We start from the raw sequence: 16354 nt of genomic DNA, 5'->3' as shown, positions 1-16354 counted from the left end.
CCATGCCATTGTCAGCATTGGCTGGTGGCGTTCCTGTCATTGACGGATCTAATTTGTCCGAACGAACGGTCCGGGATCAAAAAACATCGGAAATCGAGAAAACGGATAAAGACCGGTTTTCGCTCAACAAAAGTGTGACCTGCGCTGTCTATCGTCCGGGGCGCAAGGATGATCCCGTTGCAGCCGCCAAAGCCAATCCGGAAATTTCCGGGTTGGTCAAACGAGTGGCACGCGAAGAGGGTGTAGACGAAAATCTGTTTCTAGCGCTCGTTTATCAGGAAAGCCGCATTAATCCATGCGCGAAATCGGGCGTGGGGGCTATCGGTTTGGCACAGTTGATGCCTGATACCGCAAAAGAGTTGGGCGTAGATCCGCATAACATTGAACAGAACCTCCGCGGTGGTGCTCGTTATCTTAAACAGCAGCTCAAGCGTTTTAACGGCAACGCCAACCTCGCCCTTGCAGCGTACAATGCTGGCGCTGGCAACGTTAAAAAATACGGCGGCATTCCGCCGTTCAAAGAAACGCAGGGGTACGTCCGGAATATCACGCAGAAATGGACACCGGCGTTCGGTGGGTCAAAGGACCTGCCCATGAATTACGGCGGCGGTGACACCGCATATTCCGGTATGCGGGATTCGACCATCATTTCGATGGCAACGACGCAAGCAACACAGGAAAGTTCCGCCAACGTCGCCTCATGGCTCACGCAGCTCGGCGGTGTACAGTCCGACACCATTCAAGACAGCTGGGATCACAACGCTGCCGCTCGAAACGCGAACCTCGAAATGGTCAATCAGGCGATTTTGCTGGGCAATTCGTTTGCCGACCTGCTCAACAGCCGCAATGCAGTTTCAGCCAGCGCCAGTTCGGGCGCTTCCCAATCGGCTTCGTTCAAGAAGAAAGACGATAAGCCACGAGAAACGACCGGCGTCTGCGATCCTCGTTCCGGCCTCGAATGGAATTCGGAAGAAAAAACTTGCGTTCAACGACGTGAACGCGAGGCGAATATTAAACTGCGCCTCGATCCGCAATGAGGGAGATTAATATGAAACGACTGATCATATCGGCGTCAGCGATTGCCTTGGCTGTAACATCGTTCACTCCCACTGTAGCTTATGCTGCAGGTGGTGTGCCGGTAATCGATGAAACAAATTATAAAGTGGCCAAGCAAACATCCGAAACAACGGAAAAAATCCTTGGGACGAACAACGAAATTCTCACAACCGTCGAGGAAACATTGAAGGCCGTTACCGGTGATCGCGGCGGCGATGCGAACCAGATGCAAAACCTGGCCGTCGGGAATGGCTTTAGCGTATCGTCAATGCCCTCTTTTGACAGCCTTATGTCCGGTGGAGTGCCAAATTTTGGCAGCATGGGGGGTGACATCGCCAAGGTGGCGTCCACTTTCATCAACGGGCTTCAGCTCGTTAAGAACTTGTCGGGGCAAGCAAATAGCAGCTTCAGCGGAGACAAGTCCTATGAACAGATGGTCAACACTGTGCTTGGTGTCGCCGCACTCGTAAATGGTTCGCAACAGGCGGTAACGACGCGCCGAAGCGCTTTTGAGCAGGCCGGGCAGAGTATCGGTCAGGCAAAGGACATTAAAGGTTCCATCGACCAGAACACGCAGCTGCAAGTCCAAGCAGGGCTGACCATCAACGAACTGATCGGCGTGATGAACGGTGCCGTGTCATCATTGCAGGCCGACAATCAGCGCCGCCTCACTGACATTTCCAATTCCAAGAAGGTGTTGACGTACAGTGCAAACTAACATCGCTAACAACTTCCTGAAGTGTTTTATCTTTGCTGCCATCGCAGCCGGCGCTGCCGGCTGCGGAACGGTCAAGGAAAAGACTGCTCCTTGCAAACGTCCCGCAAATCTCACGTCATTTGCCGAAGACATTCGGCAAGACTGCGGACCTATGGCCTTTGTTAATGGCGATCCAGCGACTGCCATTGCTGCGATCAATTCAATAGCAACGGAATAATCGGGGGCCGCTATGCATGATTTCTTGAGCGATCTTTTGGAGAGAATTGATAGTTCCGGCGAGAATTTTTCATCGCAGGCTTACAATATTATTGGCTCTGAAATCACGCCGCTGCTCAAGGTGATGTTTATCGCCTATGTTGGATATTACGGTATCCAGGTAATAATGGGGACTTCACGGATTAGCGTGGCCGAAATTGTTACACGCGTATTCCGCATGGTCTTCATTCTGGCATTGATCAGCAACTGGGGATATTTCAACGATTTTTTCTACAAGTGGCTGAACAATACTCCTGAAGATGTAGGTCGCGCCATCCTGACCGCCACCGGGACGGGAATTACTGAACCGACAAATGGACTTTCCATGATCTGGAAGACTGCAAACGAGGCGGCTTCCGCGTTTGCAGAGCAATCGGGCTATTTTTCCGTTTTGCCTTCTATGGTCGGCTTTCTCATTATGGCCTGCGTGGCAATCTTCATTGCCGTAGCTCTCGCCATTCTCGTACTAGCCAAGGTGATGCTGTGGGTCCTGATCGGGACTGCGCCGATTTTCATCGCATGCATGTTGTTTGAACAATCGCGCAGCCTTGGACAGGCGTGGTTTCAACAAGTGCTGCTATACGCACTAATCCCGTTATTCGTGTTTGTTGTGGCCGCATTCCTTATTGCCGCAATGGACCCCGAACTGACGAAGGTGTCGGCGGCGGCTACGGAACGACGCCTTACTCTCAGTGATATTTCCGCCTTCCTGTTGCTTTGTTTCGCAGGGGCATTTGTCCTTTTGAATATTCAGGTCCTTGCACAAGGCATAGCTGGAGGGCTGGCCCTCGGCATTGGTGCTGCCGCGACACGAATTGCTGGAATGGCGGGTGTGACAGCTCCAATGCAGATTGCGCGAGCTGGCTTCAAGGGAATCGGTGCGAGCTACCGTGGCGGGCGTTCACTTTATAATCGTTTTGGCGGAGGCGGCGGGGGCTCAATTTCCTCAACAAGCCAAGGCGCAAAAGAAGCAATGCAAAACCGAATAAGTAGCAACAGCCTGCCTCGCTGAGGCTGCGGGTTCATAAGAGGTCAAAGGCCAGATAATGACGGATTCCAGAGAAGCTGCATTGAGAAGCTATTTTCAGGACGGTGATCGTTGGGAGAACGAGATCGTCCGGAAAGCAAAACGTTCAAAGGCCGTGGCATGGTTCGTAACCATCATATTCGGGCTCGTCGCGCTTTTCGCATTGCTCGCGCTCGTTATGCTGGTTCCGCTAAAATCTTTCGAGCCTGTGATTGTCGTCGTAGACAAGGCTACCGGCTACATCGAAACCAAAAGCGGACTGACAAAAGCGCAAAATCTGACCGATTCACGCGCAATCACGCAAGCCAACGTCGTTCGGTATATCAGGACGCGCGAAGGCTATGATCCTTACGCGATCGATACAAACTTTGGCACGGCGGCACTATTGTCGACAGGTGATGCCGCTCGCGAATTGCAAGAGCAATACAGCGCTGCGAATCCGAACAATCCGGCAAAGATCTACGGGAAAAACAAGCGTGTGCTTGTCGATGTGAAGTCTGTCACCTTCCCCAACGATTCAACCGCTCTTGTTCGTTTCTCAACCACTGAAAAATCCGATACCGATGCCATTACCAGACACTACATAGCTGTCGTGCGCTATCGCTACACGGACGAACCCGCCACCAATGAATGGCGGTTTGAAAATCCCCTCGGCTTCCAGGTTTACAATTACAGGCGGGATCAGGAAACCGTCACGGAAGGGAGCAAGGGATGAGAAACCGCTTGCCTTTCGCGGCGGCGTTCTCGACCGTCCTCCTTTTGCACGCCCACGCTGCCCAGACGCCTAGGGCTGGCTCATTGGATTCACGTGTGACCAGTGTCGTCTATCAGCCCAACAATGTCGTCAAAATTTCTGCAACCTATGGCATATCGACAATGATCATCTTCGATGAAGATGAAAAGTTTGAGACGATTTCACTCGGCGATACAGAGAGCTGGCAGGTTGCTCCAACCGAAAAAGGCAACATTCTGTTTGTGAAGCCGACGGCTAAAAACGTCGTTACAAACATGAACGTTGTCACGACCAAGCGCATCTATTTTTTGGAACTGCACGATTATGCGCCCGATGCGGGCAGACAAGTCTTTGGCGTCCGTTTCATTTACCCCGAGAAGGATTTGAATGCAGCGATGCGCAAAGAGGCTGAATATCGCGCTGCCAACCCGAATATCTCTACAATCGACAAGGCAAACGTCAATATCGACTATTCCTTTACGGGCGATACGAAACTCAAACCCTCAAGGGTTTTCGATGATGGCAAGAAAACCTTCTTCAAATTCACTGGTCGGACGCCAGCAATCTTTGCTGTGAACAGCGATTTTTCCGAAACATTGCGTAACTTCCGCAAGGAAGGCGAATATCTGGTCGTGGATGGCACGGCAACTCAATACACCCTCCGCGACGGTGATCAGTGGATCTGCATCTTCAACCTTAGAAAGCCGGATTTTGGCGCACCCGATCCCGACATCATGGGTCCTGCGCCTGATCAAGTGGCAACCAAGCGGAGAAGGAGCGGCAACTGATGAAACAGTCTCCCGAACTGGAAGCACTGGCGTCTGCCGATGACACCGGAGTCAGTAACAAGAATGCAAAGCGGAATCAGACGGCTGCGATGGCGGTATTTCTGCTTGCAGGTGTTGCTATGGCTTATTTTGTTCTCAAACAACCTACGGAGAAACCGCGCGATCTCGTGCGCGGTGACGAGGAGTTCAGCACCACATCGTTCAGACCGCCGTCTTTCGTGCGCGACCAGGATCAGCCTCCTACAGCAATCGAGCCCAACATCATCAATATCCCGCCGCCGCCACCGCCACCGGAGCCGGAGAAAGTCGACACCACGACATTTAATGTCCCTCCCCCGCCTCCGCCGACAGTCGCGGTGAAGGAACCCGATCAGGCACCCACGCCGGAGATCGTTGAAGAATTTCCAGACCGGTTCAAATCAAAACTGATTGAGATGGATCAAGCGCGATCAGGCGGAGCAAATGGGGGACTTGGTGGCGATAGTGGCGAAGGAACACCGACTGTTGCTGGCGAAGACAGAAACAGCAAGTTTCTGGCGACGGCCTCGGCAATGGCCGACCGTAATGCCAAGGCTACGAAAATCAAGCGCATCGATGCGGTCGTTCCCGAAGGGACATTGATCCCGGGTATTCTTGAAACCTCGATTGTAAGCGATCTGCCAGGCCAGGTTCGCGCCATCACGTCAGAAGACGTCTACAGTTTTGATGGTCGTCGCATTCTGATTCCGACCGGCACCCGCCTCATTGGTGAATATCAAAGCGACGTCATGACGGGCCAGACCCGCGTTTTCGTAGTCTGGACCCGCTTGCTTAGGGATGATGGTGTAAGCGTGCGCCTGAACTCCGTGGGAACTGACAGCCTTGGCCGTTCCGGCCTGACCGGCATCGTCGACAAAAAATGGCGTGAACGGTTCGGCGCGTCCATCATGTTATCTGTGGTGGGCGCCGGCGCTAGCTATCTGACTGGTTTCGGCAGCGGGGAAGCCTTCGGTCGTAACAACGATGATGCGAAACGGGGTGAAGAACTAGCCCGCGAAACCATCGCCGAAACATTCTCTCAAATGGCAAATACCGCTCTGAGCGAGAACTTGCGTATCAAACCAACAATCAGCGTCCATCAAGGCGAACGTATCTTCATATTCGTGCGTCAGGACCTCGATTTTTCGGCGATGTACGACGATCCCGTAACAGAGGCGATGAAGGAAATTCAACGTGAACGCAGGGGCAAATAGTGCGGCAACGGCCACACAAAGCAGATATTACTTTCTGGATCGGGCGCTTGAACCACTGCGTCCATTTCTCAACGATCCAAAGGTCGTAGAAATAGCGGTCAACAAACCGGGCCACGTCTATATCGAGAGGCTAGGTGCTGATCACATGGAGTTCCACGAGATTCATGCGCTCACAGCGGCAGAGATTCAAAATATCGGTGAGCGCGTCGCAGGTGCAACGGATCAATTCGTCAGCAAATCCGCGCCAATCCTGAGTGCAGCACTCCCGACTGGCGAGCGCATTCAGGTGGTTCTTCCACCTGCTGCACCGGATGGCGGCTCGATATCGATCCGCAGGCAGGTCGTTAGCAATTTCAGCTTGGAAGAATACAGGGATAGCGGTTCGCTGGACAAGGTTTCCGTGGCTGTTGGTGGGCTTCGTGACATTGATCGACTGCTGATCGAGCATCTGAAGCAAAACAGAATTTTCGATTTCATCAACACCGCCATCACGCAACGGGTTTCGATCCTGATTAGCGGCGGTACATCATCGGGAAAGACAACCTTTCTGAATGCCTGCCTGAAATCTGTCCATCCAAAGGAACGGATTATCACGCTGGAAGACACCCGCGAGCTGTTACCGCCCCAGGAGAACCGCGTTCATCTGGTAGCCTCGAAAGGTGGGCAGGGCACGGCTGATGTTACAATTCAACACTTGCTTGAATCGTCCCTTCGAATGCGTCCTGACCGTCTGTTCGTTGGTGAGATCCGCGGCGCCGAAGCGTTTTCATTTCTTCGTGCCATTAACACCGGTCATCCAGGTTCTATGTCGACTGTTCATGCTGATACTCCGCAAGGAGCCTATGAACAGCTTGCCATGATGATGCAACAAGCCGGGCTATCGGGCGGATATTCGAAGCATGACCTCATGTCGTACATTCGAATGGTCATCCCCATTGTCATCCAGTTACGCCGAGACGGCGGAAAACGAGGCGTATCGGAGATATCTTTTGCACGAAACGAGGTGCCATGAGCAAGGGATACAAAGCGGTTTATCTGATATTCTGTGCCGGCATCGCATTCTTGGTCTGGACCTTGGCTTATGGGGTCGTCCTCGGGGTCATTTATAAAGACAGCCGAATTTTGAATATTACCATCACCGAGAATCCTTTTGCTCCGCTTCAGCAAGTCTGGGCCTATGTATCAAACCCCACTCTGCAGCGCGTTTCCATCGGGGCCCTGTTGCCTGCCATCGCAGCCGCCGTATTTGCTGGCTATCTTGGTCTCAGAAGCTACGAAAACCCCTTGGGCGATGCAGCTTTCCAGGACGTCATGGGCCTTCGTCGCAGCAAGTGGTTCCGCAAGAAAGGGCACATATTCGGTCGGTTCGGCCGAAATGTGCTACGAGCGGCCGACAGTCGCCATCATCTGATAATCGGCCCTACACGATCGGGAAAGGGAGCGGGTTATGTCATTCCAAACGCTCTCATGCATGAAGGGTCAATGATCGTATCCGACTTGAAGGGCGAAATTTTCAAAGCCACAGCAGGGTATCGCAAGAAGAACGGTAGCCAGGTCTTCCTCTTTGCCCCCGGCTCTGAGAGGACAAATCGATATAATCCTCTCGATTTTGTGCGCCCCGAGCGCGGCAATCGTACGATGGATATTCAGAATATTGCGAGCATTCTCGTCCCTGAGAATCTGGGCTCTGAAAATTCAGTTTGGCAGGGTTTGGCACAACAAGTCGTAGCCGGGATTATCAGCTATGTTCTGGAAAGCCCCTATTATCACGGACGGCGCAACCTCGGCGAAGTCGTTTCCTTCGTGAACAGTGGTGTTGATCTTCAGGCGCAGATCAAGTTCATCAAGGAAAAAGAGCCGAACCTTTCAAAATATACGGTCGAAAGCTTTAACGCATTTCTTGCATTGTCAGAGCGGACGGCAGCATCCGCGCTGCTGGATATCCAGAACGCGCTTAGACCCTTCCGAAATGAACGTATTGTAGCCGCGACAGAAGTAACCGACATGGACATAGCCGCCATGAAACGGCGGCCTATCTCGATTTATCTCGCACCCAATATCACCGATATTACGATCCTGCGCCCACTTCTCACATTGTTCGTGCAGCAGGTCATGAACATTCTGACTCTGGAACACGATCCCAATTCAATTCCCGTCTATTTTTTGCTGGATGAATTTCGACAGCTTAAAAAGATGGATGAGATTATGACGAAGCTTCCCTATGTGGCTGGTTATAATATCAAGCTAGCTATCATTATTCAGGATGTCAAAAATCTCGACGAGATTTATGGCGAGACTTCGCGCCACTCCCTTCTCGGCAACTGTGGTTATCAGCTGGTGCTAGGCGCCAACGATCAGGCCACGGCGGAATATGCATCCCGTGCACTCGGAAAAAGAACCATCCGCTACAAGTCGGAATCCCGCACCATCGAGATTCTCGGTTTACCTCGGCGCACAAAAGTTGAGCAAATCCGAGAACGCGATTTGATGATGCCGCAAGAAGTGCGGCAAATGCCGGAAAACAAGATGATCTTGCTCGTTGAAGGACAACGCCCAATCTATGGCGACAAGCTGAGATTTTTCAACACCCAACCCTTTAAATCCGCTGAAGCTTATTCGCAATCGCACGTTCCTGATGTGCCGGTGATTGAATATCTACCTCATAAGCCAGTTCCAGCACTGACGAGCGAATACGCGAACGACGGGCAACCGGTCATTGAGCAGACCAGTAGCCCCCTACCCTATCGCCCTCAACAGCATGAGGAACCTTCGCAAGAAGCAAGCACAGCGAACTCCGCGCCAGTTCCTGAAGCCGCTGTCACGAAGCAAGCAAATATCAGAACGGTCAATCTGAGCGTCAAATTGCCAACAATGGGTCAAGACACGAAGACAGCAATTTCACCAGATGAAATCAATGATCGTCTTCAAGAGGTCGAAGCGCAGCTTAAACCAAGTGCAAAGCGATTATTGCAGGCTGTTAATGAGAAAGTCGAAGCCTCGGGCGCATCGCCTCGCAAGCGGAAAAGTTATCTCGACATATTCAACGCTACTGTCCCGGACCCGGAGGATGTTGGACTGATGAGCAATGTCACATTGTGAAAATAACCGCGGCGCGCAGGAGGCCGGCTGGTGTCTGCAAACCGCGCGAGAACTGTCGATGATGAGCTCATTTTTTGTGCCATTGCCGCGTAGAATGGATATTTGCAGGCCATGCTGGTGGAGAACTAAGGTTGACTTGTGACATGAGCCCTGCTTACTCGGTAGCGACGGACGATTGAAGGAATGGTTTGAATTTATCTGGATTTACTCAATTCTGCTGAGTAAATGATGGCGCACTCAAACTTGATAATGGTTTAAGAGTTGTCTATTATACTCAGTATGGCTGAGCAAACAACCTCACTGTTAAACCGACTCGAGCGAGACCTGCCAGAAGGGTTGATCGTGGATGCTGCCTGGCTGCAAGAGCGCGGCATAGCCAGTAACCTGCGCGCTTACTACGTTAAGAACGGCTGGCTGGAACAGCCGGTACGTAGCATCTATAAAAAACCGCGCGGCACTCTGAGTTGGCAGCAAGTCATCATATCGCTTCAGACCCTGCTTTTACGAGCACCGCTCTATGTCGGCGGACGCACGGCGTTAGAATTGCAGGGCTTTGCGCATTACCTTACTAACGAGACAAGAATTGTTCATCTTTACGGACCAGAAAAACCGCCTGCATGGCTAAACAAGCTGCAACTGCCACAGCGCTTTGTCTATCATAACAGCGCTACCTTGTTTCGTAATGAACCAACCGCACAAGGGCTTGGCAGCGTCGCATGGGGGCAGTGGGACTGGCCTATGACGCTTTCACAGCCAGAGCGCGCTTATCTCGAAATGCTCGATGAACTACCGCGCCATGAGAGTTTCCACCAGGCGGATATGATTATGCAAAGTGCGGCAAATTTCAGCCCGAGGCGGCTGCAAAAATTGCTTCTAAGTTGCGCGAGCGTGAAGGTTAAACGTCTATTCTTTTATTTCGCTGATCGACATGGCCATGCGTGGCTTAAGCGACTGGACAAAACCGCAATCGATCTCGGGAAGGGTAAGCGCATGCTTGTGCCCGGTGGCAAGCTCGATCCCGTCTATCTCATCACCGTACCGGGGGACATCGATGCCATTTCGTGATCAGTACCAGAGCCAGGTCAGGCTGCTTATGCGCCTGATTCCTATTGTGGCGCGCGAGACATGTTTCGCGCTCAAGGGTGGAACTGCGATCAATTTATTTATACGCAATCTGCCACGCCTCTCCGTTGACATCGACCTCATGTATTTACCTGTCAACGACAGGCCAGAGGCACTGGCCGAGATTGATACAGCCATGAAGCGGATTAGAGCGGAAGTTCTAGCGCAAGTGCCTGGCGCTCGCGTCGCCGAAAACGTCCACGATGGCGCGATCTTGCGACTTCTTATCATGGCCGAGGGAACACAGGTGAAGATTGAGGTCTCTCCTGTCTTGCGTGGTGTAGTGCACGAACCTTCTGTGATCCCTGTTACCGAAGCGGTCGAAGAGGTCTTCGGTTTTGCCGAAACCAGCGTCGTTTCCTTTGAAGACCTGTTTGCAGGAAAATTGGTTGCAGCGCTTGATCGCCAGCATCCACGTGATCTCTTCGATGTGCGCAGTTTGTTCGCCCATGAAGGGCTAAGCGACGAGTTGCGCGAAGTTTTTCTTGTTTATCTCCTCAGCCACAATCGCCCCATGGGCGAGGTACTTTCGGGCCGCGTCAAAGACCTCGCGAATGAATACCGCAATGGTTTCGAAGGCATGACCGAGGAGGTGGTTCACATTGAAGAACTGATCGAAACGCAGCAGCAGATGATTCAGGAACTGATCGGCGGAATGCCGGATGAGCACCGCGAATTTCTGATCGAGTTCGAGCGTGGTGAACCAAATTGGTCCTTGCTGAAGATCGGTCATGTCGCAGAGCTTCCCGCAATTCGCTGGCGGCAGCGCAATCTCGACAAACTCAAGCCTGATCAGCGCTCTGGTCTAGTCGAATTGCTCCAAACTTCCCTCAAGCGGCGCGCAAAAATTTAGCTGCATCGAAGCATTAACCTAAAATACGGCCGACTACAAAGCTTCGGCCATTTTAACGATCCCATCAAAACGGCAAAAAGCTCGCAACGTAAGCGAACATATCCGTTGCCCACGCAACGGCTGCGTTGAACCAGGCTCTCACAACAGTAGCAACGTACACGATCGCAACCAAACCAAGGACGAGCCAGAACAGAACAGCAAAGAATTTTGCAAAAGCGTCGTCAGCCTTCGGATCGGGAGGTGAATTATAGATATAATCGTGTCGCATCGTCCTCTAACGCTCGTGTTCGTCGCGTTCCTTCTTTTGTTGCTGCTGTTGTTCTAGTTCCTGCAATCGTGGAACCTGTTGCTGAGGCAGATCTGCACGGGTTGTCTCTCCGTCCCGAACGACGCCCTTTACTTCCAAATTAACCTGATCGTCGAGCTGTTTGGCACCGTCAACTTTTCCATCTTTCCGATCCCGTCCTTCAAACACGTTCGCTTCCCATGCCCGGCGATCGACCATTTGTTCGACACGGTGCTTCTGACCGTCAATCTCCTGTATAACGGTTTTCAGGACGCGTTCCGTACCAGTGGACCGCAATTGAATTTCATCGCCGATTTCAGCGCCAGCACGATGCAACGAATCCGGCAGTCCGACACCCCATACCGTGCGAGTGCCATTGGTAGTTTCAATAACCACAAATGGCGAAGGCTCATTTTTTTCATTATCCTGATAGGGCTTCTCGCCTGTCTCGATGAGGATACCCTGAACACCCTCCTTATAGTCGACGGTTTTGGTGTGCGGCGTTCCGAAATTATCTGCGTTCTGTTTCTCTTTATCGACCTTGCTCGACTGATCCGAACCTGCAGATTGCTCCTGATCCCGGTGAGCCGCATCCAGTGCCCTTCCCTCGATTGGAACAATTTCATTACGCAAATAGGACTGCTCCCGGCGAGCCAGATCTTGCCAATCCAGTTCGGTCGGCTGATAGCCCTTGACCGAAATACCGTGGGCCTGGCCCTCCAGCCAGGTTTCACGGCGGAACTCCTTGCTCCCCGTGATCTCGATGCTCGTCCAGCCTCGATGCACTGCTGTTTCGATCATCAATCGAACGCCCTGAGCATCGAACGATTTAGCGCGCAGCTTCTCTCCATTGTCCTGGAACACTTCGCGCTCGCCCTTTGAATCGGCAAAGACTCGCTGCGTCCCCCCGTGATCCTCACGAATGTAATATCGGCTCGTGATTTCATTCGGGAATGAACGATCCATTTCGGCCTGATAAGATGCTGCCGCCGCTTTCTCCTCGTCATCCATGCTGGAATGAGGATCGTTCGCATTATCAGCCGATGACCGACCCTGCTCCGCTTCCGCGACAACATGCGCTGGCTTTGCAATTTCTGAATCGGGTTCCCGAGCGATCTGCATCGACGGGCTATCCTGCTCGCTTTCACGAGAAGGCGCTTCAGCGGTCATTCCACGCTGTTCCGTCAATTCCATATGCTCGCGCATTAGATTGACGTGCTCGCGCGTAAACTGCGCTATCTGATCCAGATCGGCTTTCTCCTCCGGTCCGAGATTGCGGCCAAGCCGGAACAAAGCTTTTTCAACTTCTTTCTCATATGCCTCGAAATCGCTTCTCGACATTTCGCGCATTTTTTCACCCTCCAAAATGATGTTCTGCAACCTTACCAAATTGGCGTGGTAATGTGACCCGAAATCTGCATGAACGATGTTAGAAGTTTTAGCTTCCGATTGAGGTGAACTGGTTGATACAACTATATCTCTTTGCTGTATGGCGTATGAGGCAATCTGGTGATCGCCGCTAGCCATTGCGATTTTCTCCCAACTCTGAGTTACCTTTACGATATATTCACGACTTCGGACGCTTCGCGCCATGCTCCGCCGACCCGACCGCTTGGCATCATAACGCGACTGAGCTGCTGCACTCGTCCCCTCATGTTCCGTTCGTCCATCGCAACTAACCGGCCGCACCTGATTGCGCGTATAGGCTGGGGCATTTGCAAACTCGCGCCTGTCCGTCATTTCCATTGCGATTCCGTGTTCGCGCGCCTTTTCGGCCATAAGTTCGCGCCACTGGCGAAAAACCAGTGGCGAGGTTTCCACCCGATCACCGGCATCTGAACGCATGGCGATAATGGCATGAGCATGTATATGCGGTCGCTTTCCACCCTGCCCCCTCTCCTTCGGGTCGCTGAACGGATCATGCATCGCAAATATGTAGCGATGCCCTTCGAACTGCGCGGCCAGAAAATCCCGAACAGCACTTTCAAAAGCCTGAACGTTGGTGCCAGCTTTGGCAGACATGATGACATGCATCACATCCCTGCCCTTGCGGCTGTGCAACTCCCGACGCCACTGCTTTTGCACCAGCTCGCCGGCGGAACGCGCATCTGAGACAACGCGCCCCTTATCATCACGAACGTCGCCCTTATGATCCTCGACCAGACTTCTCAGCTTGGCGGCGCCATATTCAACGCCATTTCCATACCCGGTAAAACGGAACCGCGCCCTCCCGAGCTCGGACGCTGCGCTTTCGTTGTAACGCCTCTGAATAATGTCCGCCGCCTTCGGGTCGCCGGTCAACCGTTCCCCTTCCATGCTGCGCAACACCACCACACCGTCAACTTTTAAAACGCCATGTGATGGTTGCGAAACGGCATAAGCAAAGCTGCGATTACCGAATGCGCTAGTCAAACTATCGCGCACGTGCTGGTGCAAAGCTTCTTCTGTTGCGAACCCGGCAGCTTCGATCGTCACCCGGAAAGTTCCAATATCCCTGCTCTCGGCCCGATTTTGAAACAATGGCTCCCAATGACCGCGCAACCGTGCCAGCTCCTCGCGACCCTTAAGGCGTTCACCGTTTTCCTTTTCGACGCAAATTTCCCCGCTGCGCGATACGTAATTGACCATCGCGCCGAACCGCGCACCGCCACCATACGACGCCATTTTGACTACAGCCGGTTGACTACCTGCTGCAACTGCGGCCAAACGTGTTTCCATCGGCCTCGCGATAGCAACCTGTTTGTTTGACGCACTACCTGCGCTTGTCAGCGCTCTCGAGGATCGCGTGCGCATTTTTGGCACTGAACCGCCACTTGCTGCAGCGGCACCACCTGCGATCTGTAATTCGCGCAACCTCCGGCGCATTTCTTCCTCGGCGCTGCTTGCAGCACTCGAACCCAGCGAAAGCTCATGCAGCAACGCCGCTCGGCGATGCTCCCACTCACTCTCAAAAGCCCCGAGAAAAAATTCCATGGTCGCTAGTCCTTGCTGCGGTACCTATACCCTGACCGCTTGGTAACGCGTCTCAGTTCACTGAGAACCGCAACCTGCATCTTTTGCACGTCACCCACCACCATGCGGATTTCGCCATCCGAAACCGATTTGCCGCTATTCAGTGCTCGAGCAACCTGATTGAGATTGATGCCAATCATGCGCATATCCTCAAGCATGAGAGACAAAAGCGCCCTATCTTCGTCATTGAAGATCGGCTTTGTCCCCGCCCCTTGCAGCAAAACGACCTTGAAAAATGCGCTCATCGTCATGTCAGCCGCCTTCGTGGCGTCGTCGATCGCGTCATATTCGTCCGCCGAAACACGGCTATGAATGGTTTGCGGCTTGGGTTTAGCGCCCCTCATATCCTCTGAAATTGCTTCATTCATAGGCGTTGTTAGCTCCAATTCAGCGCAGCAATCGATGATCGCGGACGTGTTTCGCGATTGATTAGGAAAAGTGTAGCACATTTTTCCGTATCCTGCCTAACCAATTACGAGCAGAACCATTTAATATTCGTCTAACTTGGCCTCGCTCCGCTCACCCCTTACGCCGAGGCTACGCCCCGGCGTTTCAAAGGAAACACGCTCACCAAGGTTCACCTCCAGACCGCTTTATCGCCTTTCTGCACCCCTCGTACTCGCCAGCAAGGGACGCTTCGCTCTTCGCCCTTGCCGGACTGCGTGCGAGCGGCACAGACGGCTCTTGCGCGGCTCCGGGGTTCACACTCGATTGGGAGAAATATGTTCCCAAACTCCAGTCATCGAGTGATGTGATAATTTGATGTGAACACATGGTGTGTCACATGCTACATTGAGTGTTGTCACATCGTGTGAAATTACCTTATCTTAACATCTATTCTTGCGCCGTGTGGGCTGCATTTGCCGACGCTTCGGGCAATAAATCGACACAAAGATAACCAGCATTATCCAGGTACTGGAGGGCCAGCGTGACACTGCGAATATCTTCGGTAAGCGGCAAAGGCGGAGCGGGGAAGACGACCGCGGTCATTTTGACTGCAGGTGAACTCGCACTCAAAAATCGACGGGTATTGCTAATAGATGCCGATCCACGACAGAACTTAGCCGAGTGGTGGAAGCGGTGCGAGGCTAAGGACAATGTACCGGCGTCGATTTCACTGGCGACGGCACTTCGTCAGAACAATATAGAAAAGTTAATGTCGTCACAGGAGGACAACTATGACGCCATTTTGATCGACGCGCCGGGCGTCGATAGTGTTGTGATGGATACGATAATCGACCATTCAGATATCGTCATCACGCCCATTCAGCCCGCCCAGGATGAGATTAAAGCAGTTGGTGAAGCAGCAGAGGCAATTGCGACACGAACGGACCTTCTTGACCGTAGTATCCCTCAAGCAGTTCTGCGAACGCGCATCACCATCGTCAACCGGCACCTCGAAGAATACCGGATCATTCGCCCTTTCGTCCAAAATTTAAGCGAACACGGATACAATTCCGTACTTCTCGATACGGAATTAATCGAACGAAATTGCTATAGAGAAATCCGCAGCGGTCTTGGCACACTACAAATGCTGGAACCGAGTGAACCGGTTCTCAAGGCCAGAGCGGAGGTGAATGCATTCGTCGAGGAGTTGGAGCAACTTAAAAACGAAAACCGCGGGGAGACTATCAATGGCTAAGGGAAAAATCTCTCTTTCTGATTTCCCTGTCGCGGAACGTCGAAAACGTTCAGTTGATCTGGATAAAGACACTGCCATCCCGCCTATTTCTCACGTGCAAGAAGATGGCGCTGCAAACGTTGGAAATGAATCGGCGCGCGCGACAGCAAGTCAGAAAAAGCAGGATAAGCATCTAGAGACAACGCCGGAACAACACCGCGCAAGTGCAATTGAAAATGCCAACCGTCGAGAAGACTCCCGTAACCGACTGCGCGAACTTCGCAAAGCCCGTGAACGCGAAAGCAAACATTTCGTCAATGTTTCGCTTGATTATGAAACCAAACGCCGGCTTGAGAACGCTGCTCATGACAATGGTCTGAAGATGACGGTCATTCTTCGTGATGCCATTGATCAATATCTTAAAGATAATGGATACTGACCGTGTTCGGCCGTAGTTTTCTCGTCGGGATAGCGCTCGGAATTGCCATTGGAATCTATATTGCTCCATCGCTACACACCAAACTAGATCTTCACAATGACGAACCGACGATC

The 16354-nt window shown here is 52.4% G+C and carries 16 protein-coding genes; 13 read left to right on the top strand and 3 right to left on the bottom strand.

The genetic code is table 11. The annotated features are described in order from the left end of the window. Nucleotides 1–2 precede the first annotated feature (2 nt). From VBH83_RS12650 to VBH83_RS12600, 11 genes are all read left to right on the top strand, one after another. Nucleotides 3–1037: a lytic transglycosylase domain-containing protein gene (locus VBH83_RS12650; RefSeq protein WP_396998087.1), complete on the top strand. Its 1035-nt coding sequence runs from the start codon at nt 3–5 to the stop codon at nt 1035–1037. Between the two features lie 11 nt (nt 1038–1048). Continuing rightward, a complete protein-coding gene (locus tag VBH83_RS12645; RefSeq protein ID WP_396998007.1) occupies nt 1049–1774 on the top strand; it encodes a type IV secretion system protein in 726 nt (241 codons plus the stop codon). A 1-nt stretch (nt 1775) separates the two neighbouring features. Continuing rightward, entirely contained in the window at nt 1776–1991 is a 216-nt protein-coding gene (locus VBH83_RS12640; RefSeq protein WP_396998085.1) for a hypothetical protein, read from the top strand. A gap of 12 nt (nt 1992–2003) precedes the next feature. Then, on the top strand, nt 2004–3041 hold the full coding sequence (locus VBH83_RS12635) for a type IV secretion system protein (RefSeq protein ID WP_396998005.1): 1038 nt from the start codon (nt 2004–2006) through the stop codon (nt 3039–3041). A 34-nt stretch (nt 3042–3075) separates the two neighbouring features. Continuing rightward, the gene (locus VBH83_RS12630) at nt 3076–3771 is read left to right on the top strand and encodes a virB8 family protein (RefSeq protein WP_396998003.1); all 696 of its coding nucleotides are present in this window, start codon (nt 3076–3078) and stop codon (nt 3769–3771) included. Beyond that, nucleotides 3768–4577 carry a TrbG/VirB9 family P-type conjugative transfer protein gene (locus tag VBH83_RS12625; RefSeq protein WP_396998001.1) on the top strand — a complete coding sequence of 270 codons (810 nt, stop codon included), beginning with the start codon at nt 3768–3770 and terminating at the stop codon, nt 4575–4577. Before VBH83_RS12630 ends, VBH83_RS12625 begins: the two co-directional genes overlap by 4 nt. Continuing rightward, nucleotides 4577–5809 carry a type IV secretion system protein VirB10 gene (virB10, locus tag VBH83_RS12620; protein ID WP_396997999.1) on the top strand — a complete coding sequence of 411 codons (1233 nt, stop codon included), beginning with the start codon at nt 4577–4579 and terminating at the stop codon, nt 5807–5809. The genes VBH83_RS12625 and virB10 overlap by 1 nt, the downstream gene beginning before the upstream one ends. Then, nucleotides 5790–6821 carry a P-type DNA transfer ATPase VirB11 gene (gene virB11 / locus VBH83_RS12615; RefSeq protein ID WP_396997997.1) on the top strand — a complete coding sequence of 344 codons (1032 nt, stop codon included), beginning with the start codon at nt 5790–5792 and terminating at the stop codon, nt 6819–6821. The genes virB10 and virB11 overlap by 20 nt, the downstream gene beginning before the upstream one ends. Further along, nucleotides 6818–8908, top strand: a complete 2091-nt coding sequence (locus tag VBH83_RS12610) for a type IV secretory system conjugative DNA transfer family protein (RefSeq protein ID WP_396997995.1) — start codon at nt 6818–6820, stop codon at nt 8906–8908. Before virB11 ends, VBH83_RS12610 begins: the two co-directional genes overlap by 4 nt. A 279-nt stretch (nt 8909–9187) precedes the next feature. Continuing rightward, nucleotides 9188–9973 carry a type IV toxin-antitoxin system AbiEi family antitoxin domain-containing protein gene (locus VBH83_RS12605; RefSeq protein ID WP_396997993.1) on the top strand — a complete coding sequence of 262 codons (786 nt, stop codon included), beginning with the start codon at nt 9188–9190 and terminating at the stop codon, nt 9971–9973. Next, a complete protein-coding gene (locus tag VBH83_RS12600; RefSeq protein WP_396997991.1) occupies nt 9960–10883 on the top strand; it encodes a nucleotidyl transferase AbiEii/AbiGii toxin family protein in 924 nt (307 codons plus the stop codon). The genes VBH83_RS12605 and VBH83_RS12600 overlap by 14 nt, the downstream gene beginning before the upstream one ends. Before the next feature lie 64 nt (nt 10884–10947). On the opposite strand, the gene VBH83_RS12595 is transcribed toward VBH83_RS12600, so the two are convergent. Genes VBH83_RS12595 through VBH83_RS12585 form a run of 3 tightly spaced genes read right to left on the bottom strand, consistent with a single transcriptional unit; the run spans nt 10948 to nt 14549 of the window. Next, complete coding sequence (locus VBH83_RS12595; RefSeq protein WP_396997989.1) at nt 10948–11151, bottom strand: hypothetical protein; 204 nt, start codon at nt 11149–11151, stop codon at nt 10948–10950. 6 nt (nt 11152–11157) lie between these two features. Next, a complete protein-coding gene (locus VBH83_RS12590; protein ID WP_396997987.1) occupies nt 11158–14142 on the bottom strand; it encodes an LPD7 domain-containing protein in 2985 nt (994 codons plus the stop codon). A gap of 5 nt (nt 14143–14147) precedes the next feature. Next, nucleotides 14148–14549, bottom strand: coding sequence for a plasmid mobilization protein (locus VBH83_RS12585; protein WP_396997985.1), 402 nt, complete (start codon nt 14547–14549; stop codon nt 14148–14150). 560 nt (nt 14550–15109) lie between these two features. Between VBH83_RS12585 and VBH83_RS12580 the strand changes: the two genes are divergently transcribed. Both VBH83_RS12580 and VBH83_RS12575 read left to right on the top strand, forming a co-directional pair. Beyond that, the gene (locus VBH83_RS12580) at nt 15110–15823 is read left to right on the top strand and encodes a ParA family protein (protein ID WP_396997983.1); all 714 of its coding nucleotides are present in this window, start codon (nt 15110–15112) and stop codon (nt 15821–15823) included. Beyond that, complete coding sequence (locus VBH83_RS12575; RefSeq protein ID WP_396997981.1) at nt 15816–16241, top strand: hypothetical protein; 426 nt, start codon at nt 15816–15818, stop codon at nt 16239–16241. Before VBH83_RS12580 ends, VBH83_RS12575 begins: the two co-directional genes overlap by 8 nt. Nucleotides 16242–16354 lie beyond the last annotated feature (113 nt).

It is taken from the genome of Ochrobactrum sp. S1502_03, from assembly GCF_044435015.1.
Lineage (GTDB): Bacteria > Pseudomonadota > Alphaproteobacteria > Rhizobiales > Rhizobiaceae > Brucella > Brucella chromiisoli.
The sequence above is the reverse complement of the archived record's forward strand: the minus strand, read 5'-3'. Positions and strand labels throughout refer to the sequence as shown.